Source organism: Microbulbifer sp. VAAF005 (assembly GCF_030012985.1).
Lineage (GTDB): Bacteria > Pseudomonadota > Gammaproteobacteria > Pseudomonadales > Cellvibrionaceae > Microbulbifer.
Window position 1 is genome coordinate 5270485 of the sequence record NZ_CP120233.1, and the last position, 22389, is coordinate 5292873.

Consider the following 22389-nt stretch of genomic DNA (forward strand, 5'->3'; position numbering starts at 1 on the left):
GAGGGGTTCGAGTGGAGTCCGTTGAGAGCGTGCTGTTGTCCTGGCTTGGTGAGAACCGGGTCTGGATAGTTTCTGTTTTCCTCATAGTACTTGCGTCTGGGGTGTTGGCCTGGTTATTTGGCCGGTTTGTGCAGCGCATGGCCATTAAGGCGGAAAAGACGGTTAATCCCTGGGATGATGCTTTGGTTGGGGCACTCTCCCCTCCCGGGCAGGTACTGGTATGGCTGCTGGGCTTGAGTGTCGCTGCCCAGCGAGCGGGGGACGCCACTGGTGCCGAGATATTCTCCCTGGCTGCACCGACGCGGGAAATAGGCTTGATCCTGGTGATGGCTTGGTTTGCCTGGCGATTCTCACACAGCGTGGAACACAATCTGTGCGATCCGCGCTATATGGGCAAGCCGATGGATGCCACTACGGTACGTGCGATCGGCAAACTGGTCAGGGCCTCAATCGTGATCACGGCGGGAATTGTGGTCATGCAGTTCCTGGGCTATAGCGTCAGTGGTGTTTTGGCATTTGGTGGTATTGGCGGGCTTGCTGTCGGTTTTGCGGCCAAGGACCTGCTGGCAAACTTTTTCGGTGGCCTGATGATCTATCTGGATCGGCCCTTTGCGGTGGGCGACTGGATTCGCTCCCCCGATAAGGAGATTGAGGGGACCGTGGAAGATATCGGTTGGCGCCTGACCAGAATCCGCACTTTTGATATGCGACCCGTCTATGTTCCCAATGGCATCTTCACCCAGATTGCGGTAGAAAATCCTTCCCGTATGTTAAATCGTAGGATTTTTGAAACGATTGGTATTCGTTATGAAGATGCACATCATATGGCGGCAATCGTGGCGGATGTTAAAAATATGTTACAGGAACATCCGGAAATTGATTCTAATCGTACGCTTATTGTTAATTTTAATAGTTTTGCTTCCTCCTCTTTGGATTTCTTTATATATACGTTTACCCGCACTACCGATTGGGTTCGTTATCATGAAGTAAAACAGGATGTTCTATTAACGATTCTTAAAATAATTGAGGGATATGGGGCATCCTGTGCATTCCCAACCTCAACATTACATATTGCCGATATACCTTCATTAACGCGAGAGGCCGCGTTAGACAGTTGAGGAATGGGAGTGCAATAAGGTACAAATGATTAGTTTCTAATTGAGCACTATTGAAGATTTTGACGGTTAATTACGCATATTGGGAAAAACGTAGTATTTATTTCACATAGAAAACTAGACACTGGCGCTGTTTTATCTAAGAATCAGGGTACGTCCTTTGGGTATATGCTCATCGGATTAAGCAAGATAGCATTCTGCATGGAGCAGTTTGTTAACAATGGGGTGGCGTTTGCCCCTCTTGCCGAATTGAGCAGTGAGGTAAAAGAGGTAGGCGCAATAACAATAATGAGGTTTTCTCAATGAGTGATCGCGTTACAGGTACAGTGAAGTGGTTTAATAACGCACGGGGTTATGGCTTCATCACCTGTGGAGAAGGAACTGAAGATATTTTCGTTCACTATCGCAGCATTCGCGGCGAGGGCTACAAAACCCTTAATGAGGGGCAGGCGGTAGAGTTCGAAATGCAACAAGGTGACAAAGGACTGCTGGCGGAAGATGTTGTTCCCTGTGAGTGATTTATAGATCACTCGTTGAAAGAACTGTTGTCGTGTAGGGTCCTGCGGCTCAATTGACGCCGGCCCTGTCAGCGCCTCTGAAAAGCGGATCTTTATGATCCGCTTTTTTGTTTGCTACTTTGCAGTGGATATAGGCTCTTCTTCTTTAAGTTGCATTTGTGTCCCTCTTTGTAGATTTGGTCATATCCCGCCCCGCCTAAAGTCCCCAATGTAATTGTGTGTATATGAGTGAGTTTATTGTGCTCAATACCGCTGTGCTAATTATTGCTTTAATGCTCCAGGAATATTGCCCCACTGATTGCAATTTTATGTTGTTGTGGGGTGGCGGTATTTGCTTGTTTGCTGGCTGTATTTTGATTAAAGATAAATTGATTAAATATCGGTTGGGTGGGGTGTACTTGTAGTGATGGTGAAATTAATTCGTTTGAGGTGAAGAGTTTTAAAGGTATATTTAAAATAATAGCCCCGGCAAGATTTGCAGGGGCCATTGGCGAAAGTCGATTATTTAAATAAATTAACTTTCTGTGCGGTTATCTTTTTCTTGGTCGGAATTAAGTATATCTATATTTTGCGAATCTTTTTTGGGTTTGGCTACAGTGCGCACTTCAATAAGAATGCCAAATGCAGGGTGGTCGATATAATGAAGTTGGCCACTACGCAAACGTCTCTCGTGTTGCAGTCTCGCAGCCTGGGCTACATATAATGGCTCTTCTTTTATAAATTCTGGCTCGCCCAATGTGAGTGGCTCAGTTGTGTTAATTGCGCCCTGACTATTTTCGATATCAAACCCGTTATTTTGTGAATATGAATTTTCAATGTCACTGTAATTACCGGTTAGGATTTGTAGTGGCTTTTCGATTTTATTTTGTGGGCGCTGAGGAAGAAGAATACTGTGTTCCCCGGGTTGCGTATAAAAATCGCTGAGCCACAAATTAGTACTGATATGTAAATAGCGAGCGACACTCAGGGTGATAGATCCCTCAAGCTGGCTGTGGCCGCTGAGCTGGCTGCCGCCATCAATCAGAATGGCCGGGGAGTTTCTCTTGGTTTTTAAAACCTGGCGCCAGGCCTTGTGAAACAGGACCCTGTCACCAGCCCTGGAAATTGCGGCGGCTTTGTTGTCCAGCAGCCTGGGTACAGGTCTTAGCAGCAAGTTTCTTTGTGCTTGCTCAGAGTTCTGCGAACTAGTAGATGCGTCGCCCTCAAGCTCCGATGATTCAATATCGGCTGGGCCGCTCGTTTCTGGGCTCGAGATGATGTCTTCAAGCGATAACACCTCATCCTCTGTTGGCTGAGTTGGGGTGCGCAGGGTGTCAAAGTCGATCCACTTTGATGGATACTGAAGACGGGGTGCCGTCGGCCAGGTCTCTGCGGTTCTTTCCATCCCCTGGGGGCGCTCGAATACGATCATTTCTATTTCGAAAGTATTGCCAGCGTAGTTGACGGCCTGGGCACTGGTTGCTGCCAGCGTGAGTGCCAGGGTTGAGCAGAGGCTAATTATCCTTTTCATGGGTTTACCACTTAAACAATTCTATTTGGGTGCCGAGGGTGTCATTGCCGACAGGCCGTTTAAGCGGGAGTAGGAGACTAATTAGTTTTGCCGCCAGCTCCCGCCGCTGCCTGCCGGATGGTATCACTGTGCAAGCTTTTCCAGAACTTCGTTAATTTCCTGGAGCTTGCGATCAGTACCCTCCTCATCGAGACTGAAATTCAGTTGGTTTGCGCCGGCCAGCTGGTAGCGTCCCGGCTGGGTTTGCACCATCTTAACCAAAGTGAGCGGATCTACACGGGTATTCTCCGCAAATTCGATACGCCCTCTTGCTGCAGAGGCCTCAAGTTTGCGGATGCCCATATTCTCGGCCTTTAACTTGATCTCCGTGGTGCGGAACAAGTGTTTTACCGATTCCGGCAGTAGCCCGAAACGGTCGATCATCTCTACCTGAAGTTCTTTCAGTTGCTGCCCGTCGGTGGCATTGGCAATGCGTTTGTACATGATCAGACGGCCGTGGACATCGGGCAGGTAGTCCTCGGGAATCAGTGCAGCAACCCGCAGATTGACGTCCACCGCAGGGGATTCGAGGGGTTCGTCAATATTCGGTGTGCGGCCCTCGCGAATGGCCTTCACGGCTTTGTCGAGCATCTCCATATACAAGTTGAAGCCAACACTCTGAATCTGCCCGCTTTGTTCCTCACCTAGCAGTTCGCCTGCACCGCGAATTTCCAGGTCGTGGGTAGCCAGGGTAAAGCCTGCACCTAAATCCTGGGCCTCGCTAATCGCTTCCAGGCGCTTCACGGCGTCATTGGTCATGGAGCGTTTGTTGGGCGTCAGTAGGTAGGCGTAGGCCTGGTGGTGCGAGCGTCCCACGCGACCGCGCAACTGGTGAAGCTGGGCCAGGCCGAACTTGTCTGCGCGCTCGATCAGTATCGTGTTGGCTGTGGGGACGTCGATACCGGTTTCGATAATGGTGGTACAGACCAGGACATTAAAGCGCTTGTGATAGAAGTCACTCATTACCTGTTCCAGCTCCCGTTCGCGCATCTGGCCGTGGCCTATGCCGATACGGGCCTCGGGAATCATCTCCTGTAGCTCCCGCGCGATTCGCTCAATGCTTTTGACTTCGTTGTGCAGGAAATACACCTGACCGCCGCGCAATATCTCCCGCAGGATAGCCTCTTTTACCAAGGCATCATCGCGCTCGCGCACGAAGGTTTTCACAGAGAGGCGCCGTGCTGGTGGGGTGGCGATCACCGATAGATCGCGAATACCGGCCATGGCCATATTCAGGGTGCGGGGAATAGGGGTAGCGGTAAGGTTGAGGATATCCACCTCAGAGCGCAGGCTCTTCAGACGCTCCTTCTGCCGGACGCCAAAACGGTGCTCTTCGTCGATAATCAGCAGGCCGAGATTTTTAAAGTCCAGATCGCTTTGCAGCAGCTTGTGGGTGCCAACCAGGATATCCACCTTGCCACTGGCAACCTTCTCTTTCACGCTGTCCACTTCCTTGCCGGAGCGGAAGCGGGAGATCACCTCGATATTGATCGGCCAATCGGCAAAGCGATCCTGGAAGGATTGATAGTGTTGCTGGGCCAACAGGGTGGTGGGAACCAGCATGGCCACTTGCATACCTGCGTGGGCGGAGACAAATGCAGCCCGCATGGCCACTTCTGTCTTACCGAATCCCACGTCGCCGCAAACCAGTCGGTCCATCGGCTTATCTGAGAGCATATCCCCCAGAACTGCCTCGATGGCTTGTTGTTGATCTGGAGTTTCCTCGAAGGGGAAACCTGCGGAAAATTCTCGGTAGGCCAATTGAGGGTTATCGAAGGCATGGCCAATACGGGCTTCGCGGCGGGCGTAGATATCCAGCAGCTCTGCAGCTGCATCGCGGACTTTCTCGGCGGCTTTGCGTTTGGCTTTTTGCCACTGTTCACTGCCCATTCTGTGCAGTGGGGCCAGGGCTTCATCGGCACCGGAGTAGCGGCTGATCAAGTGCAGGCTGGCTACCGGTACGTAGAGCTTGGCATCGTCGGCATATTCAAGGGTCAGGAATTCTGCCGGTTGCCCGTCGATCTCCAGGTGCTGTAGGCCGCGATAACGACCTACGCCGTGATCAATGTGAACGACGGGAGTGCCCATGCGCAGTTCAGCCAGGTTTTTAACCGCGTTGTCCGCTTCATCTTTGGCTTTTTTACGGCGGCGTTGCTGCAGTACCCGCTCACCAAATAACTGCGGTTCCGCGATCAAGTTGATTTGCGGGTCCTTAAGCAGCAGCCCTTGATCGATGGGGGCTACGGTAATGCCGATAGTGTCCTTTGCGGCGAGGAAGTCCTGCCAACTTTGGAAGCTGGGAGGGCTGAGCCGTATGCCCTTTAATAGCTCCAGCAGCGCTTCGCGACGCCCGCTACTTTCAGCACAAAATAGCACCCGACCGGAGTATTCCATCAGGTAGCTTTCCAGTGCAGCCAGGGGTTGTTCGGACTTGCCATCTACTGGCAGTGAGGGGGGACGGAAGTGTCAAAACTACAGTTGCCCTGGGCTTCCGGAAGACTCTCCGCAGAGAAGATTGCCCGGGGCATGGACTTCAGGGCACCGTTAAGCTCATCAATTTCCAGTAAAATCTGGCGCGGTGGCAATATGGGACGGGTCAGGTCGCCACGACGACTTTCATAGCGATTGCTGACTTCGCGCCAGAAATTGTCCAGCGGCTGTTGGATATCTCCCTGTAAAAATGCCTGGCTGCCCTCGGGCAGATAGTCGAACAGGCTTGAGCAGTTCCCATCGAAGAACAGGGGCAGGTAGTACTCAATGCCCGCCGGGGCAATTCCTGCACTGATATCCTGGTAAATTGGCACTTGGCTGGGGTCGCTATCGAATTCACCGTGCCAATTTTGCAGGAATCCTGATAGGGCAGCCTTGTGCAAAGGGAATTCCCGCGCAGGTAAAAGGTGAATGGTTTTCACCTTGTCGATGGTGCGTTGGGTTTCCGGGTCAAAGGTGCGCAGGGATTCAATTTCATCGTCGAACAGATCGATGCGGTAGGGCAGGGGGCTGCCCATTGGAAAAATATCCATCAGTGAGCCGCGCACAGCGAATTCACCGTGTTCGTAGACGGTGTCTACGCAGTGGTAGCCGGCCTGCTCCAGCAGTCTCCGCTGGATATCGATATCAAACTGCTGCCCCTCCTCCAATATCAGCGCATTGCCGGCAATATAATTGCAGGGTGGTAGCCGGTGCATCAGGGTGCTAACTGGGATTATGACGATCCCGGCCCCCATTTTCGGCAGCTGGTAGAGGGTGGCGAGGCGATCCGAGATGATGTCCTGGTGGGGAGAGAATGTGTCGTAGGGGAGAATTTCCCAGTCGGGAAAATGGAAAATTTCCAGTTCTCCGTTTTCCCCCTTATCTCGCCGCGCTTTGTTAAAAAATTTCAATTGCACCTCTAAACGGTGCGCTTCGAGACTGTCCTTTGTGATTAACAGGGTGGGCGCTTTGTTATTGCGTGCCGCGTTGAGGATGGCGAGCGCGGCAGCTGCGCCATGCAGTTGTCCCCAAAATTGTCGGTCACTGGAGGAGCGAAACTTCGGTGGGGTCAGGGGCTGTATTTCTGTCATCTTTCCTTATATATCCGCGCATTCATTCGAGATGTCTTCGAGGTCGGCTATTGTAGCCGCGAACAGTTTTGCTTGCAGGGAATGTTAACCCTGCCTGTGTTTCCAGTCGGGAACAACTACGCTTTTTTATGGATTGCGCAATGTCGCTCGGGTGGACTACAAAAAGGTAGTTTTACTACATTTTTTTGGCTCTTTTTTGCTCAGTTGCGCAGTGTAAAGCGAACACTATAATGCGCAGCCATGCGGTCCTGAGTGGTTTCAAGGCCGTATTTCTTGCCTACTAAATACATTGCAGAGGTGTCCGATAGTGACTCAGAAGCGACCGAAGCCCGCGGACTTTTTCAAGGACTGGAAACAGCGTGAAGCACTGGCTGAATCCATGATCCCGATGATTGGAAAGCTCAACCGTGAGAGCAACGTCGGTATTTATATGTACGGCCGCAACCTGGTTAATCGCTCAGTGCTGAGCATTATGAAAGCGCACCGTTTCGTGCGTCAGGTTGAGGAAAATGAACTCTCCGAGTTTGAAACCTTCCCTGTATTGGAAGCCATCTGCAAGATGGAGCTGGGTCCCGTACATATCGACCTGGGAACCATGACCAACAAGTACATGCGCGACGATCGCGGCTTGTCTGTGGACGAGTTTGTACGTGAAGAGCTGTCCGACGCAGCGGGTGCCGGCAAGCCTCTGCCCGAATCCAAAGATGTTGTGATCTACGGTTTTGGTCGTATCGGCCGTTTGGTTGCCCGCCTGCTGATCGACAAGGCTGGTAGTGGTGATGTTCTGCGTCTGCGCGCTATCGTACTGCGCAAGGGCAAGGCCCCTAACGATCTGGTGAAGCGCGCTTCTCTGCTGCGTCGCGACTCCGTACATGGCGCCTTCCAGGGCACTATCCGTGTGGACGAGGAGACCAACTCCCTGATCTGTAACGGTAATGAAATCAAGATCATCTACGCCAACTCCCCCCAGGAAGTGGATTACACCCAGCACGGTATCAACGATGCGATTATCGTTGACAGCACCGGTGTATGGCGCGATGAAGAAGGTCTGAGCCAGCACCTGCAGAGCCCAGGCGCTTCCAAGGTGCTGCTGACTGCACCGGGCAAGGGCGATATCAAGAATATCGTTTACGGTATCAACAGCAGCGACATCAAGCCGGAAGACAAGGTACTGTCCGCTGCTTCCTGTACCACTAACGCCATCGTACCTGTCCTGAAGGCGATGATGGATGGCTACGGCGTTGAGCACGGCCACGTAGAAACCGTACACGCCTACACCAACGACCAGAACCTGATCGATAACTACCACAAAGGTGAGCGTCGCGGTCGCGCAGCAGCGCTGAATATGGTTCTGACTGAAACTGGTGCTGCCAAGGCGGTTGCCAAAGCGCTGCCCGAGCTGAAAGGTAAGCTCACCGGCAACGCAATTCGCGTTCCGACTCCTAATGTTTCCATGGCGATCCTTAACCTGAACCTGGGTAAAGAGACCACCAAGGAAGAGCTGAACGAATATATGCGCGATGTGGCACTGCACTCGCCGCTGCGTCAGCAGATCGATTTCACCAACTCCCCGGAAGTGGTGTCCAGCGATTTTGTTGGCTCCCGCGTTGCCTGCGTATTCGATTCCACTGCGACTATCGTGGATGGCAAGAACGCTGTGCTCTACTGCTGGTACGACAACGAGTTCGGTTATAGCTGTCAGGTAGTTCGCTGCCTGGAAGATATGGCTGGTGTTCGCTACAAGTTGTTCCCGCAAGAGGACTAAGGCGTCACGCCACCTCTCCGCAGTCGGTACCCAGATCCGACTGCGGGGTTTCGGCGACTGTTCCAGTCGCCGCACCATATCTCCCCAAATCCCTGTTTTTTCAACAGAAATTTCCAATCTTAGTGCCACTTAAAGACTTTCCAGACTGGTAATGACTCTGGCCCATCTTTATAATGCGCGCGATTTTGCGGGGCGGCCGTGCGCCGAGAAGTTAGCGCGCACATCCTTTTTAGTTAGCTTCCTTCCTCCCGGTTCACGGGTGATACGGCATAAGCCCTCGCAGCACGGAATTCCACAATAGGACCCGTCATCCCAGGCATGGGACGGTGGGTCCTATTGCAATTTTTTTAAACTAGAAACTTAGGCATAGGCGTATGAGAAAGATCCGTCGGGGATTGGACTTACCCATATCCGGCGCGCCCGAGCAGGTCATTCAAAAAGGACCTGCGATCAAGACCGTTGCTGTTCTCGGCCCCGATTATCACGGGATGAAGCCGACAATGGCAGTGGCTGTAGGGGATCGCGTCAATCTTGGTCAGCTGTTGTTTAGCGACAAAAAAACTGAAGGCGTGCGCTACACAGCGCCTGCTGCCGGTCGTGTTGTTGCGATTAACCGTGGCGCTCGTCGTGTTCTGCAATCCGTCGTGATTGGCATAGACGGCGATGCAGCGGAACAGTTCCAAAGCTACAGCGCAGATAAACTGTCTGGTCTGACTCGCGAACAGGTCGTTGAAAACCTGGTTGAGTCCGGCATGTGGACCGCACTGCGCACCCGCCCGTTCAGCCGCGTTCCCGCCCTGGACGCTGAGCCGGTAGCTGTGTTTATCAATGCGATGGACACCAACCCTCTGGCAGCCAATCCAGAAGTAGTGATTGCTGAGAATCCCAAAGCCTTCTCTCAGGGCGTTGAGATTCTTTCCAAACTGGCAGAAACCACTTACGTCTGTACTGCTCCAGATACGGATATTCCAGTACCGAACGCAGCGAATATTCGCCGCGAAACCTTTGCCGGCCCCCATCCGGCAGGTCTGTCCGGTACCCACATCCACTACCTGAAGCCAGTTTCTGGCAACCGCAGTGTATTTACCATTAATTACCAGGATGTGATCGCTGTAGGCAAACTGTTTACCACCGGTAAGCTGTTTACCGATCGTGTCGTTTCCCTGGCCGGCCCTCAGGTCAAGCAGCCGCGTCTGCTGCGCACCCGCCTCGGTGCCAGTCTGGAAACCCTGACTTCTGATGAGCTGAAAGGCGATAACGATCGCATCATCTCCGGCTCTGTATTTGGTGGCCGCACCGCTGCTGGCCCGATGGCTTACCTGGGTCGCTACCACAACCAGATTTCTGTACTGGAAGAGGGCGATGAGCGTCCGTTCCTGCACTATCTGCGTGCGGGTAATAAGCGTTTCTCTGTATTCCCGATTTATCTGTCGCGCCTGGTGAAGAACAAGCTGTTCAACTTCACCACCAGCACCAACGGTTCTGAGCGTGCCATGGTACCCGTCGGTAGTTATGAGAAAGTCATGCCGCTGGATGTACTACCCACTCAGTTGCTGCGCTCCCTGATCGTTGGCGATACTGCAATGGCTCAGAAGCTGGGCGCACTGGAGCTGGACGAAGAAGATCTGGCGTTGTGCACCTTTGTGTGTCCGGGCAAGTACGAGTACGGCCCCATTTTGCGGGACAACCTGACCCGTATTGAGAAGGAGGGGTAAGTATGTTGCGTAAATTCCTCGATTCGATCGAACCCAAGTTTCACAAAGGCGGTAAGTTCGAAAAGTTCTACGCCCTGTTTGAAGCGATTGACACCGGTCTGTTCCAGCCGGCAGACAAGACCAAAACCACTGCTCACGTGCGCGACGGTATCGACCTGAAGCGTATTATGATCACCGTTTGGGCTTGTGCCATGATCCCGGCGTTCTACGGTATGTGGAATATCGGTTTCCAGTCCAACACCATTCTGGAAGGTATGACCAACCCGGATCTGTCCGGCTGGCGTCACGCCATTATCGGCGCTCTGACTTCCTACAACCCAGCTAGCCTGTGGGACAACTTTGTCTACGGCGCTATGTACTTCCTGCCTATTTATGCGGTTACTTTTATTGTGGGCGGTATCTGGGAAGTCCTGTTTGCTGCGGTGCGCGGTCACGAAGTCAACGAAGGCTTCTTTGTAACCTCCATCCTGTTCGCCTTGACCTGTCCGCCGGATCTGCCTCTGTGGATGGTGGCTATGGGCATCAGCTTCGGTGTGGTTATAGGTAAGGAAGTATTCGGTGGTACCGGCAAGAACTTCCTCAACCCGGCTCTTACCGGCCGTGCCTTCGTATTCTTTGCCTATCCGGCAGCAATGTCTGGAGATGCGGTTTGGACTGCGGTTGACGGTTATACCGGTGCTACTGCGCTGTCTGTTATGGCCAGCGAAGGTATCCAGAACGGTATCGTCAATGCTGCTGTTGGCCAGGTAACCTGGTTCGACGCTTTCTTCGGTCAGATCCATGGTTCCATTGGTGAAACTTCTACCCTGGCTATCCTGATTGCCGGCGTAATCCTGATGGGCATGAAGATCGCCAGCTGGCGCATCGTAGCCGGCACTCTGCTGGGCATGATGGCCACCTCTTTCATGTTTAACATGATTGGTTCCGAGACCAACCCGATGTTCCAGGTACCCTGGTACTGGCACTTGGTAGTGGGCGGTTTTGCCTTCGGTCTGATCTTTATGACTACGGACCCTGTATCCGCTGCGATGACCAACACCGGTCGCTGGTGGTACGGCATCCTGATCGGGGTGATGGTTGTCCTGATTCGTGTGGTGAACCCGGCCTTCCCGGAAGGCATGATGCTGGCGATCCTGTTCGCCAACCTGTTCGCTCCGCTGTTTGACCACTTTGTGGTGCAGTCCAATATCAAACGGAGGTTGGCACGTGGCTAATAAAGATTCCGTAACCGGTACTCTGATTGTCGCGCTGGTAATGTGCCTGGTGTGCTCCGTAGTGGTATCCACCGCTGCGGTAATGCTGAAGCCTGCCCAGCAGGCGAATGCCGAGCTGGACATGAAGCGCAACGTACTGATGGCTGGCGGCCTGTTGAAAGACTCTCACGCTGATAAAGCGGAAGTCGAAAAGGCCTTCGCCGACGTAAAAATCAAATACGTCGACCTGAATACCGGTAAGTTTACCGATCAGGCTCCGGCTGGTGGCAGCGGTCGCGCTGCTGCCAAGATCCCGTCTGACAGTGAAAAACTGCCGGCTGACGAGGACACTGCCAAAATTATCCGCCGGGAAAATACCAAAGAGGTATACCTGGTAGAGAAAGACGGCAAGCTGGACAAGATCATTCTGCCGATTCGCGGTTATGGCCTGTGGGGCACCCTGTACGGCTTCCTCGCTCTGGAGAGCAACCTCGACACCGTAGCGGGCCTCGGCTTCTACGAGCACAAGGAAACTCCGGGACTGGGTGGTGAAGTTGACAACCCCAACTGGAAGGCCCAGTGGATTGGTAAGAAAGTCTTCAACAACCAGGGCGACGTGGATATCGCAGTGATCAAGGGTCAGGTTAACCCCAACAGCCCAGACGCGATTCACGAAGTAGATGGTCTGTCTGGTGCAACTCTGACCAGTAAGGGCGTTAGCAACCTGGTGAACTTCTGGTTGGGTAACCAGGGTTATGGTCCCTTCCTGAAAAACCTGAAAGCAGGGGAGGCATAAGCATGAAAATTAAAGATACTCTGCTAGAGCCGATTTTTAACAACAACCCGATCGCGCTGCAGATCCTGGGTATCTGTTCTGCACTGGCTGTTACCAGCTCGCTGCAGGTTACCCTGGTAATGTGTATCGCACTGACCTCGGTTGTGGCCTGTTCCAACGTTGCGGTATCCCTGATCCGCAAACAGATCCCGAACAGCATCCGTATCATTGTACAGATGACCGTGATTGCCTCTTTGGTAATCCTGGTGGACCAGCTGATCAAGGCCCTGGCTTACGACATCTCCAAGCAGCTGTCTGTATTCGTTGGTCTGATCATTACCAACTGTATCGTAATGGGCCGTGCGGAAGCCTTCGCTATGAAGAACCCGCCGCTGCCCAGCTTCTTCGACGGTCTTGGTAACGGTCTGGGATACAGTGTGATCCTGATCGGTCTCGCGGTGGTTCGTGAACTCTTCGGCGCCGGCAAACTGTTCGGTGTAGATATCCTGACTACCGTGAGCAACGGTGGTTGGTATATCCCCAACGGCCTGCTGCTGTTGCCGCCGAGTGCATTCTTCCTGATCGGCCTGTTCATCTGGGCGATCCGTGCCTGGAAACCGGCACAGGTGGAAGAAGATGAGTTCAAGATTGCGCCTAATTCCCAAGCGCAGGAGGCCTAATCCGTGGAACATTATATTTCTTTGATTATCCGCGCCGTTTTCGTTGAAAACATGGCGCTGGCCTTCTTCCTCGGTATGTGTACCTTCCTGGCGGTATCGAAGAAGATTGAGGCCGCTATTGGCCTGGGTGTTGCGGTTATCGTGGTGCTGACTCTGACAGTACCTGTGAACAACCTGATCTACACCTACCTGCTGAAAGACGGTGCACTGGCCTGGGCCGGTTACCCCGACGTGGACCTGAGCTTCCTCGGCCTGTTGTCCTACATCGGCGTAATTGCGGCACTGGTACAGATCCTGGAGATGTTCCTGGATAAATATGTACCGGCTCTCTACAACGCGCTGGGTGTATTCCTGCCGCTGATTACCGTGAACTGCGCCATCATGGGTGCTTCCTTGTTCATGGTTGAGCGCGAGTACGCGTTTGGCGAGAGTGTTGCCTATGGCTTCGGTGCCGGCCTCGGCTGGGCACTGGCGATTACCGCTCTGGCCGGTATTCGTGAAAAGCTGAAGTACAGTGACGTTCCGGATGGCCTGAAAGGTCTGGGTATCACCTTCGTAACTGTTGGTCTGATGTCCCTGGGCTTCATGTCCTTCGGCGGCATCGATATCTAAGCGGGGAAAACAATAGAATGAGTATTGAAATTATCCTCGGCGTAGCGATGTTTACCGTCATCGTTTTGGCGCTGGTAGCGGTGATCCTTGCGGCCCGCTCGCGCCTGGTAAACACCGGCAACGTCAACATCCTGGTTAACGGTGAGAAGACTCTCACCGTACCGGCCGGCGGCAAGCTGCTGCAAACCCTGGCTGCCAACAACCTGTTCCTGGCCTCCGCCTGTGGTGGCGGCGGCAGCTGTGCGCAGTGTATCTGTAAGGTGAATTCCGGTGGTGGCGATATGCTGCCGACTGAAGCGGCTCACTTTACCCCGCGCGATGCAAAAGAAGGCAAGCGTCTTTCCTGTCAGGTTGCGGTTAAGCAAGACATGGAAATCGAAGTGCCGGAAGAGGTGTTTGGTGTTAAGCAGTGGGAGTGCACTGTGGAATCCAACCCGAACGTGGCCACCTTTATTAAGGAGCTGACCCTGCGTCTGCCCGAAGGTGAAAACGTTGACTTCCGCGCTGGTGGTTACGTACAGCTGGAAGCTCCGGCTCACCATGTCAAGTTTGCTGACTTCGATGTCGAAGAGCAGTACCGTGGCGACTGGGAGCACTTTGGCTTCTTCAGGCTGGAGTCCAAAGTGACCGAGCCTGTGGTTCGCGCTTACTCCATGGCTAACTACCCGGAAGAGAAAGGTGTTGTTAAGTTCAACATCCGTATCGCGACTCCGCCGCCCCGTACTGAGGGCATTCCGCCGGGTCAGATGTCTTCCTACGTTTTCAGCCTGAAGGCAGGTGACAAGATTAAGGTGTACGGTCCCTTTGGTGAGTTCTTCGCCAAGGAAACTGACAACGAGATGGTATTTATCGGTGGTGGTGCCGGTATGGCGCCAATGCGTTCACACATCTTTGATCAGCTCAAGCGCCTGAATTCCACCCGTAAGATCAGCTTCTGGTACGGTGCGCGCTCCCTGCGCGAGATGTTCTACGAAGATGACTACAACGGTCTGGCTTCCGAGTTCGATAACTTCCAGTGGCATGTGGCTCTGTCCGACCCACAGCCGGAAGACAATTGGACGGGTTACACCGGATTCATCCACAACGTGGTATATGAAAACTACCTGAAGGACCACCCGGCTCCGGAAGATTGTGAGTACTACATGTGTGGGCCGCCCATGATGAACGCGGCAGTCATCAATATGCTCAAGGACTTGGGTGTAGAAGATGAAAATATCCTGCTGGATGACTTCGGCGGATAATTGGAGGGCTTAGCTTGCTAAAAGCAATCACAGGCCCGACAAACTCAAAAACAGGGCCCGTCTTTACGGCCCTGTTTTTGCTTTGGGCGGCTGTAATTTTATCGGCTTGCGCTCCTTCGCCGGAGTCCTGGCAGTTGGCTGGCCGCACCATGGGAACCAGCTATCACATCACCGTCGTTCAGGTGCCCTCTGGGCTGGAGCAGGGTGAGTTGCAGCAGTTGATCGACGATGAGTTGCAGCAGGTCAACCAGGAGATGTCGACCTATATCGACGACTCTGAGTTAATGCGCTTTAACCAAAGCCCGGTAGGGCAGGCGATCCCGGTTAGCCAACACTTGGCAGATGTACTGGAAATGTCCCTGGATATTTATCGCCGCAGTGAGGGCGCTTTCGAGGTGACGGTCGGCCCTCTGGTCAACTTGTGGGGTTTTGGTCCCCAGCCCGAACCGGAGCATATCCCCTCAGATAAAGACATTGCCGATCTGCTAACCGTCGTCGGTTCCGATGCGTTAACCCTGACCCGTAAGCCAGACACTGTTATCAAGAGCCGCCCCGTTGAGGTGGATCTTTCAGCGATTGCCAAGGGCCATGGCGTTGATCGGGTTGCCGAGCTATTGGAAGACCTGGGTATTCGAAACTACTTGGTCGAAATTGGCGGTGAACTGCGAACTAAGGGTGTGAATCCAAAGGGTAAGACCTGGGTAATTGGCATTGAAGTACCCAGCGTGGCAGGTCAGATGGTGCAGGAGCCAATTGCGGTGAGTGGGAAGGCAGTAGCTACGAGTGGAGACTATCGCAACTACTACGAAAGGGATGGTGTTCGTTACTCCCATAGCATTGACCCACGCTCCGGGCGGTCCATCAAGCACAAGTTGGCATCGGTAACCGTTATTGCGGAAACCTGTGCTGAAGCCGATGGTCTGGCTACCGCGATCAATGTCCTCGGTGCTGATGCCGGCATGGCGCTGGCAGAAAGAGATAATCTAGCCGTCTTTATGGTGGTGAAAACTGATTCAGGTTTCGAAGAGCGTTCTAGCTCTGGCTTTAAACCTTATGTAGAGAGGTCTGAGAAGTGACAATTTTCATATTTGCCTTTGTGGCCATGTTGCTCGTTGTTGCCGGTATGGCGATCGGGGCCATGGTTCAGAACAAACCGTTAAAAGGAACTTGTGGCGGGCTCAACAATATCGGCATGAAGCAGGATTGCACAGTCTGTGGTGGCGATGACGATGAGTGTGAAAAGGAACAGGAGAGGCAAAGACAGCAGCAGATGACTGCCGAAGATCTCGCTTACGACGCATCTAAACGCAAGTAAGCTTTCCTTCTCCAACAAGCCCGTGATCAACGGGCTTGTTGTTTTATGTCATTGGCACAAGTGGTGTCGATAACCGTATATTTAGTATTGAGTAAATGGTGTTAGCGCGCTGTGGACTCCGTTTGGAAAATAGAATTAGAGCATTTAATGGCAGAGCAAAAGTTTGACCTGGTAGTAATTGGTTCTGGCCCGGCTGGAGAGGCCGCCGCAATGAGCGCAGCAAAAAAGGGCATGCGCGTTGCGGTTATTGAAAAGCGCCAAGTGGTTGGTGGTAATTGTACTCACAAAGGTACCATTCCCTCCAAGGCGCTGCGCCACTCTGTCAAACAGTTGATGCGTTATAACACCCAGAGCGTTTTTCGCGCATTGGGTGAACCCCGCCGCCTTACTTTCCCCCAGGTAATGCAGACGGTGAATAAAGTCATTTCCTATCAGGTGGAAATGCACACTTCATTTTATGCCCGCAACCGGGTTGAGCTGATCGTCGGCGAAGCTAAGTTCCGCGATGAACATACTGTCGAGGTGCTTATGCCCGATGGTGCGGCGGAAACTATTACAGCGAAGAAATTTATTATTGCTACTGGCTCACGCCCTTATCGCCCCGCCGATGTAGACTTTGATCACGAACGGGTCTACGACAGCGATATGATCCTGGACATGCAGCACACCCCTCACTCCATTATGATCTATGGTGCTGGTGTTATCGGCTGTGAATACGCGTCTATCTTCGCTGGCCTCGGCGTTAAGGTGGATTTGATTAATACCCGTAACAGCCTGCTGGAATTTCTTGATGATGAGATTTCTGATGCACTGAGCTATCACCTGCGCGATATGGGCGTGACTGTTCGCCACCAGGAGGAGTATGCGCGGGTACTGCCCAATGAGCAGGGCGTAATTATGGAGATGCAGTCTGGCAAACGTATTCATGCGGATGCACTGCTCTGGTGTAATGGCCGTACTGGCAACACCAGCTCCCTCGGCCTGGAGAATGTCGGCCTGGAAGCGAACCATCGCGGACAATTGAGCGTTGACGATCACTACTGTACCGAAATTGAAAATATCTTTGCGGTAGGTGATGTGATTGGGTGGCCGAGCCTTGCCAGTGCCTCTTATGACCAGGGGCGTGCGGTTGCAGCAGCGATTGCGGGCCGTGGCCATCGAGTAATTGAAGATGCGCCTACCGGGATTTATACCCTTCCAGAGATTTCCTCTGTAGGTAAAACCGAATCAGAGCTAACCGCAGCCAAAGTACCCTACGAAGTGGGCCGCGCACTGTTCAAGCACACTGCGCGGGCGCAGATTTCTGGTGAGCGCGTAGGCATGCTCAAGATTTTGTTCCATATCGAGACTCACGAAATCCTGGGCATTCACTGCTTTGGGGCAGAGGCAGCTGAGATTGTGCATATTGGCCAGGCCATTATGAAACAGCCAGCACCGAATAATTCAATCGATTATTTCGTTAATACCACCTTTAACTACCCCACCATGGCAGAGGCATATCGCAGTGCTGCGCTGGATGGGCTCAACCGGGTTGCCCGCCTATGACAGAACCCTCACCCAGTGAGTTTCAGGCGTTGGTAAAGGAATTTTTTGAGCAGATTCCTTTTAATCAACAAATTGGACTTGAGATGCGCGACCTGGACCTGGAGGCGCTCACACTTTCCGCAGGCTTTGAACTGAACCCACAGTTGATCGGCAATGTGTGGAAGAACATCCTGCACGGTGGCGTAATTGCCACCGCCCTGGATACGGTTGGTGGTTTGACTGCAATGGTCGCCGCCTACCAGCATCTGGGAGATGTGCACTGGAAAGAAAAAGTGGATCGCCTATTAAAGCTGGGTACGGTCGACATGCGTGTTGACTACCTAAAGCCGGGTAGGGGAGAACACTTTCTCTGCCATGGCTCAATTCTGCGCACCGGTAACAAGCTGGTTGTAACGAGAATGGAGTTGATTAACGACACGGATGAATTGATTGCTACGGGTACGGCAACTTACCTGTATTGACCCTGGTCCGAGCCAACCCGTGGCTCGGCTGCCTCCTTAGATATACCCCTTAGATGTACCCCCTATCCACTGGCTTTCTTTAAGGTGTTTATTGTTATGAGTGAAATTCTTGCATTTGCCGCAGTCTCCCTTTTGTTAGTAATTTCCCCGGGGCCGAACAGTGTCCTCATTGTTAAAACGGTGGCCGATAAGGGGCTGAGGTCGGGTGTGGAGAATATTTTGGGGCTGGTTTCGGCAACGTTTGCCCACGGCGCCATCTCAATTCTGGGTTTATCGGCGATTATTCTACAGTCGGCTGAACTTTATACCTTGATCAAATATCTCGGGGCTGCCTACTTGGCCTATTTGGGCGTAAAAACGATAGTGGCTACTTTCTCGAGACCTTCCGCTCACAGGGCTCCCGATAGATTACAGCCAAGCGCAAAAGCGCCTGGTGATGCGTGCCGAAATTTTGCTGAGGGTTTCCTGACCCAGATTCTGAACCCGAAAGTATCGATGTTTTACCTTGCCGCCTTCCCGCAGTTTATCTCGGTAGGTAGTGCTAGTTACTATGAAGCTTTCTTACTGGTCTCGATTCACGCATCCATTATCTTTCTGTGGTTCTTGGGGGTTGCGATTATGCTGTCGCAATGGCGGGCGGTTTCTATAGGCGGAATGATACAGAAATGGATTCAGCGTTTTAGTGGCAGCGTATTGCTTGGTTTTGCCGCTCTAGTGGTTCGCCAGGACGCTTAAGTCTGAGCTGTGCCCTTTAAATATTGGCTCCATGTGCCAATATTTGAAGGGTGCATTGTCCAACCGAATTTCTAATAGACTGGGCATTTTATCCAGATCTACTCTTAACTGTTCTAATCTTGCCGTGTTTATCGGTATATATTTCCCTGCTTTTTAGTCGCGCTATCGTACCCCGTACAAAGTTTAATAAGAGCCTATTGATTTAACTCTATTTGTCGGCTGGGGTTTGTTGATTGTAAATATAAATTTAACTATTAGTTTACTTAGCTTTAATTATATTTCCGTGCTGGGAAATTTCCGAATGTCTATTTGGGTGGGATATCTAAAAAATACCGCTGTTGAGGGTGTGGATTTTTTAAATGGCGACAATTATTTTATGTTTGGTTTGCCTGATGGTGATATTGGTTGCTTATCGTGGACTTGTGGTCCGCAAAAATATAGCATGCTTATAGTTTTATATGAGTAAGTTTTTTCAAATAAATGACTGCTGCTTGCCTTATTTTTAAGTCTTGTAGCTTTGTAAAAGCGGGGCAGTGGTGTATTTGTAGTGATCGTTTTGTTCCGGATTTTAGAAGGATATCTATTTTGTAGATTTTTTTGTTTTTCTTTAAGTAATAATTTGTGTGTTATTTGCATAAATGCCAGATGGTATGGAAGCCGGATATCGGTTGCGATGTGAGGATGATAAAATGCCAATTTTTCCAGCTGTTGATGTAGATGCCTCTAATATGGGCGGGGTTTTAACCTGGAAGTTTAGCCAGGGTGGGTATTCAAGTATTACTAAAAAGCACGCCTTTTCGAAAGATGGTGTTTGTGAAGCCTTGGCGGTGAGTTGGATTACTAAATCATTGCATGGTGGTTTGAAGGCTGCATTGACTACTGGCGACAGTATAGATTCCACCAAGATCGCTCTGGTCGCGCAGCGCTACGCGTCCATATACCGTTTTAAGTTTAAAAATGGTGAGGAGGGGAGATTTCATAAAAGCCGTGAAATGCTTGTGGAATCTCAGAATTATCTAAAGTCGCAAGGTTTCGGTTACGTTGGACGAGAGCTTTGGTGCGCTTGAAGAATCAGATATCTTTAAGCAGCAAACTGGCACTATTTACAGCATGATGAGATTTGCCGGGAATGGCTGGGGGCATGCAACAGCATTTCGTATAGAGGCAGGTGCCAATAAGACAAGCTATTATTTTGATCCTAATAAGGGCGAGTTTAAATTCCTGACTTATGATAGGTTCCGGAAGTGGTATGAACATTACCATCGGAAATCACGCCTGTATAGAACAACGCGTACAATTGGGTTTGATTTCTTTATGCACAAAGACCGTTAGGTTTAATTCAGTAAAAGGGTGTTGAGTTTGTATAAATAGTTACCATTTGCTCTGGGGGCGGGATTAACTGGGCTGCTAGTCCGAGATAAATGCCCCTGTCTTTTGGCGACGGATGAAGTTGATAAGCTTTTTCGTATAAAGCTGAGGGGCGCTTTGGTTGCCGGTAAGTAGCGGCTTCGCGCCCTCCCTCTACGGGATTTGATTCCTGCCACTTTTTAGGCGGTCCGCTGCAATTCCCCCTGCTGACTAATCTTGAAGTTCGAGTCTCGCCTTTGTACCGTGCGGTACCTTTTACTCCTTATTTTTGCCGCCCAGTTGTTAAGCGTTGGGCCCGTTATAGCGAAGTGGGGCGCCTATTGTTCAAGTGGTTCACAACTGTAATGAATGGTGTTTGCAGCCATTTGGTTTCCTTGAGAAAATTGCCAGGAAATTTCTTGGGTGCTAGGGAGCCCCCGAAAAATTCCGTAATATCTCTGCGGACCTTGGGAGCTGTAGGTGTTGGGCACCATCGCCGCGAATGGCCGCAGCCTTCAAAGCACTATCACCCTGCGCTGTGACTCCTTTTGGGCCCCGCGAAGCCGCACCTTGACTGAGGTCCGCTCTGAAAGTCAAAGGCATCAAGGAGCTATTCAGGGGCTCTCTAGAAGATATCTCATTTTTCAGGGGTAAATAATTCATTCATGGGTATTTCAGTTCAGATGTTGGGCGACTTTCTTGTCACTCGTGATGGCAGTCCGGTCAATCTACCGCCCTCTAAAATAACCCGAGCCCTTTTGGCTTTTCTGTTGTTGGCGGCGAGGCCCCACCGGCGGGATCGCCTGTGTGAAATATTTTGGGAGTTGCCAGATGATCCGCGCGCATCGTTGCGCTGGTCTTTGAGCAAAATCCGATCGATAGTCAACGACTCCGATAAGGAGCGCCTACTAGCCGACAGAGAGCGTGTCAGTATGGACACGGAGGGTGTGGCTATCGACATTGTCCAAATTGCTTCAACTATTGATTCCCCCAAACTGCTGGCAGCGGAGCTGGAGGATATCTACCGAAAGCTTCAAGAGCCTTTCCTGGATGGTGTCGATCTCCCTGATCAGGAACTTTTCCAGCAATGGTTGTTGTCAGAGCGCCAGGAGATCGTCCATCTACGGGGGAGGGTGTTGTCGCGCCTAGCCTCCCATCCGGGTATTCCTTTGCCTGATCAGCTTATTTGGGCTCGCCACTGGGAAGAGTTGGAGCCCTATAACCCAAATGCTGCGACGCAGTTGCTGCGGGCGATGGCATCACTGGGGATGGATAGTGAAATAGAGCTTGAGCGCTCAAGGCTGTCAAACCGTTTCCGCAAAGCAGGTATTGCGTGGTCGCCCTGTAAGCTCGGGGAGCAGGTAGTGCAGGAGGCTGCCGATAATTTGGCTAATGGACGTAAACTGCTAACCCAGCAAAAGATTGAATTTTGTACGGCCAGTGATGGAGTGCGTATTGCCTATGCCAAGATGGGAAAAGGGCTTCCTATTGTGAAAGCTGCAAATTGGCTGAGTCACTTGGAGCATGACTGGGATTCTCCCATCTGGAGCCCGTTATTTCAGGAGCTTTCTACAGATCACCAGTTTATCCGTTACGATGAGCGTGGGAATGGCCTCTCTGACTGGGAGGTCGATAATATTTCATTTGAGTCATTTGTCACTGATCTAGAGACGGTAGTTGATGCCTGTGCTGTCGATAACTTTACCCTGCTGGGGATATCTCAGGGAGCAGCAGTATCTATTGAGTATGCTGTTAGGCACCCCAATCGAGTCAGGCAGCTTATTTTGTTTGGCGGTTATCACGCGGGTTGGCGGATTGGCGCGAGCGAAGCTACGGTTAAAGAGCGTGAAGCTGTCATGACCCTGACAGAGACGGGGTGGGGGCAGGATAATCCCGCTTATCGGCAAATTTTCTCATCGACATTTATGCCCAGTGCTAATGCCGGTGAGCTAGCCTGGTTTAACGAATTTCAGCGGCTTACTACCTCGCCTGAAAATGCTGTTCGCTTTCTCTCAGTTTTTGGCAGTATTGATGTGCGGGAAAGGCTCAAAGAAGTTTCTGTCCCCACTTTGGTAATCCATTCACTGGGGGATCAGCGTATCCCGGTTCATACGGGTTGCGAAATCGCTTCAGTAATCCCGGGTGCTCGATTTGTCGGCCTCAATAGCGATGGCCACTTGCTTCTCGGGCGAGAGCCTGCTTCTAAGGTATTTGTAGAGGAAGTTCGCCAATTTATTTCAAAGCACTAATAGGTAACTTA

Annotated in this window: 20 protein-coding genes and 1 pseudogene; 18 read left to right on the forward strand and 3 right to left on the reverse strand. The window is 51.7% G+C overall.

Translation table 11 applies throughout. From position 1 onward, the window contains the following. The first annotated feature begins 11 nt into the window (after window positions 1-11). Together P0078_RS23740 and P0078_RS23745 are read left to right on the forward strand one after the other, a co-directional pair. A complete protein-coding gene (locus P0078_RS23740) occupies window positions 12-1118 on the forward strand; it encodes a mechanosensitive ion channel family protein (RefSeq protein WP_282932325.1) in 1107 nt (368 codons plus the stop codon). Window positions 1119-1417: 299 nt separating this feature from the next. Then, window positions 1418-1633 (forward strand): cold-shock protein, encoded by a 216-nt coding sequence (locus tag P0078_RS23745; RefSeq protein ID WP_020413094.1) that lies wholly within the window; start codon window positions 1418-1420, stop codon window positions 1631-1633. A 269-nt stretch (window positions 1634-1902) separates the two neighbouring features. Here P0078_RS23745 and P0078_RS23750 read toward each other — a convergent pair whose 3' ends face one another. The 3 genes and pseudogenes from P0078_RS23750 to mfd form a co-directional block, all read right to left on the reverse strand. Further along, complete coding sequence (locus tag P0078_RS23750) at window positions 1903-2121, reverse strand: hypothetical protein (protein WP_282932326.1); 219 nt, start codon at window positions 2119-2121, stop codon at window positions 1903-1905. 26 nt (window positions 2122-2147) lie between these two features. Then, complete coding sequence (locus P0078_RS23755) at window positions 2148-3143, reverse strand: CsiV family protein (RefSeq protein WP_282932327.1); 996 nt, start codon at window positions 3141-3143, stop codon at window positions 2148-2150. Between the two features lie 123 nt (window positions 3144-3266). Then, window positions 3267-6745 (reverse strand): annotated as a pseudogene (gene mfd / locus P0078_RS23760) (transcription-repair coupling factor). 304 nt (window positions 6746-7049) lie between these two features. Between mfd and P0078_RS23765 the strand changes: the two are divergent. The 16 genes from P0078_RS23765 (at window position 7050) to P0078_RS23840 (ending at window position 22378) form a co-directional block, all read left to right on the forward strand. Further along, window positions 7050-8510, forward strand: coding sequence for a glyceraldehyde-3-phosphate dehydrogenase (locus P0078_RS23765; protein WP_502867303.1), 1461 nt, complete (start codon window positions 7050-7052; stop codon window positions 8508-8510). Between the two features lie 374 nt (window positions 8511-8884). Further along, window positions 8885-10225, forward strand: coding sequence for a Na(+)-translocating NADH-quinone reductase subunit A (locus tag P0078_RS23770; protein ID WP_282932329.1), 1341 nt, complete (start codon window positions 8885-8887; stop codon window positions 10223-10225). A 2-nt stretch (window positions 10226-10227) separates the two neighbouring features. Then, window positions 10228-11439, forward strand: a complete 1212-nt coding sequence (locus P0078_RS23775) for an NADH:ubiquinone reductase (Na(+)-transporting) subunit B (protein ID WP_108733655.1) — start codon at window positions 10228-10230, stop codon at window positions 11437-11439. Continuing rightward, window positions 11432-12214, forward strand: coding sequence for a Na(+)-translocating NADH-quinone reductase subunit C (locus tag P0078_RS23780; RefSeq protein WP_282932330.1), 783 nt, complete (start codon window positions 11432-11434; stop codon window positions 12212-12214). The genes P0078_RS23775 and P0078_RS23780 overlap by 8 nt, the downstream gene beginning before the upstream one ends. Before the next feature lie 2 nt (window positions 12215-12216). Then, window positions 12217-12873, forward strand: a complete 657-nt coding sequence (locus tag P0078_RS23785; protein WP_282932331.1) for an NADH:ubiquinone reductase (Na(+)-transporting) subunit D — start codon at window positions 12217-12219, stop codon at window positions 12871-12873. 3 nt (window positions 12874-12876) lie between these two features. Beyond that, the gene (nqrE, locus tag P0078_RS23790) at window positions 12877-13485 is read left to right on the forward strand and encodes an NADH:ubiquinone reductase (Na(+)-transporting) subunit E (RefSeq protein WP_020413086.1); all 609 of its coding nucleotides are present in this window, start codon (window positions 12877-12879) and stop codon (window positions 13483-13485) included. A gap of 17 nt (window positions 13486-13502) precedes the next feature. Then, window positions 13503-14726 carry an NADH:ubiquinone reductase (Na(+)-transporting) subunit F gene (gene nqrF / locus P0078_RS23795; protein WP_282932332.1) on the forward strand — a complete coding sequence of 408 codons (1224 nt, stop codon included), beginning with the start codon at window positions 13503-13505 and terminating at the stop codon, window positions 14724-14726. 14 nt (window positions 14727-14740) lie between these two features. Beyond that, window positions 14741-15802, forward strand: coding sequence for an FAD:protein FMN transferase (locus tag P0078_RS23800; protein WP_282932333.1), 1062 nt, complete (start codon window positions 14741-14743; stop codon window positions 15800-15802). Continuing rightward, window positions 15799-16041 (forward strand): (Na+)-NQR maturation NqrM, encoded by a 243-nt coding sequence (gene nqrM, locus P0078_RS23805; protein WP_282932334.1) that lies wholly within the window; start codon window positions 15799-15801, stop codon window positions 16039-16041. Before P0078_RS23800 ends, nqrM begins: the two co-directional genes overlap by 4 nt. A gap of 147 nt (window positions 16042-16188) precedes the next feature. After that, a complete protein-coding gene (sthA, locus tag P0078_RS23810; RefSeq protein WP_108733649.1) occupies window positions 16189-17586 on the forward strand; it encodes a Si-specific NAD(P)(+) transhydrogenase in 1398 nt (465 codons plus the stop codon). Next, window positions 17583-18047, forward strand: coding sequence for a thioesterase family protein (locus tag P0078_RS23815; protein ID WP_282932335.1), 465 nt, complete (start codon window positions 17583-17585; stop codon window positions 18045-18047). The genes sthA and P0078_RS23815 overlap by 4 nt, the downstream gene beginning before the upstream one ends. 96 nt (window positions 18048-18143) lie before the next feature. Continuing rightward, on the forward strand, window positions 18144-18782 hold the full coding sequence (locus P0078_RS23820) for a LysE family translocator (RefSeq protein WP_282932336.1): 639 nt from the start codon (window positions 18144-18146) through the stop codon (window positions 18780-18782). 301 nt (window positions 18783-19083) lie between these two features. Next, window positions 19084-19248 carry a hypothetical protein gene (locus tag P0078_RS23825; protein WP_282932337.1) on the forward strand — a complete coding sequence of 55 codons (165 nt, stop codon included), beginning with the start codon at window positions 19084-19086 and terminating at the stop codon, window positions 19246-19248. A 223-nt stretch (window positions 19249-19471) separates the two neighbouring features. Next, complete coding sequence (locus P0078_RS23830) at window positions 19472-19849, forward strand: hypothetical protein (RefSeq protein ID WP_282932338.1); 378 nt, start codon at window positions 19472-19474, stop codon at window positions 19847-19849. Beyond that, the gene (locus tag P0078_RS23835) at window positions 19824-20114 is read left to right on the forward strand and encodes a YopT-type cysteine protease domain-containing protein (protein WP_282932339.1); all 291 of its coding nucleotides are present in this window, start codon (window positions 19824-19826) and stop codon (window positions 20112-20114) included. The genes P0078_RS23830 and P0078_RS23835 overlap by 26 nt, the downstream gene beginning before the upstream one ends. A gap of 680 nt (window positions 20115-20794) precedes the next feature. Further along, window positions 20795-22378, forward strand: a complete 1584-nt coding sequence (locus tag P0078_RS23840) for a bifunctional AfsR/SARP family transcriptional regulator/alpha/beta hydrolase (protein ID WP_282932340.1) — start codon at window positions 20795-20797, stop codon at window positions 22376-22378. Window positions 22379-22389: the final 11 nt, after the last annotated feature.

Coding starts and splice junctions, on each gene's coding strand:
- P0078_RS23745 (WP_020413094.1), top strand. CDS start 1,418: ATGAGTGATCGCGTTACAGGTACAGTGAAGTGGTTTAATAACGCACGG.
- P0078_RS23750 (WP_282932326.1), bottom strand. CDS start 2,121: ATGGCCCCTGCAAATCTTGCCGGGGCTATTATTTTAAATATACCTTTA.
- P0078_RS23755 (WP_282932327.1), bottom strand. CDS start 3,143: ATGAAAAGGATAATTAGCCTCTGCTCAACCCTGGCACTCACGCTGGCA.
- P0078_RS23770 (WP_282932329.1), top strand. CDS start 8,885: ATGAGAAAGATCCGTCGGGGATTGGACTTACCCATATCCGGCGCGCCC.
- P0078_RS23775 (WP_108733655.1), top strand. CDS start 10,228: ATGTTGCGTAAATTCCTCGATTCGATCGAACCCAAGTTTCACAAAGGC.
- P0078_RS23785 (WP_282932331.1), top strand. CDS start 12,217: ATGAAAATTAAAGATACTCTGCTAGAGCCGATTTTTAACAACAACCCG.
- nqrF (WP_282932332.1), top strand. CDS start 13,503: ATGAGTATTGAAATTATCCTCGGCGTAGCGATGTTTACCGTCATCGTT.
- sthA (WP_108733649.1), top strand. CDS start 16,189: ATGGCAGAGCAAAAGTTTGACCTGGTAGTAATTGGTTCTGGCCCGGCT.
- P0078_RS23815 (WP_282932335.1), top strand. CDS start 17,583: ATGACAGAACCCTCACCCAGTGAGTTTCAGGCGTTGGTAAAGGAATTT.
- P0078_RS23820 (WP_282932336.1), top strand. CDS start 18,144: ATGAGTGAAATTCTTGCATTTGCCGCAGTCTCCCTTTTGTTAGTAATT.
- P0078_RS23825 (WP_282932337.1), top strand. CDS start 19,084: ATGTCTATTTGGGTGGGATATCTAAAAAATACCGCTGTTGAGGGTGTG.
- P0078_RS23830 (WP_282932338.1), top strand. CDS start 19,472: ATGCCAATTTTTCCAGCTGTTGATGTAGATGCCTCTAATATGGGCGGG.
- P0078_RS23840 (WP_282932340.1), top strand. CDS start 20,795: ATGGGTATTTCAGTTCAGATGTTGGGCGACTTTCTTGTCACTCGTGAT.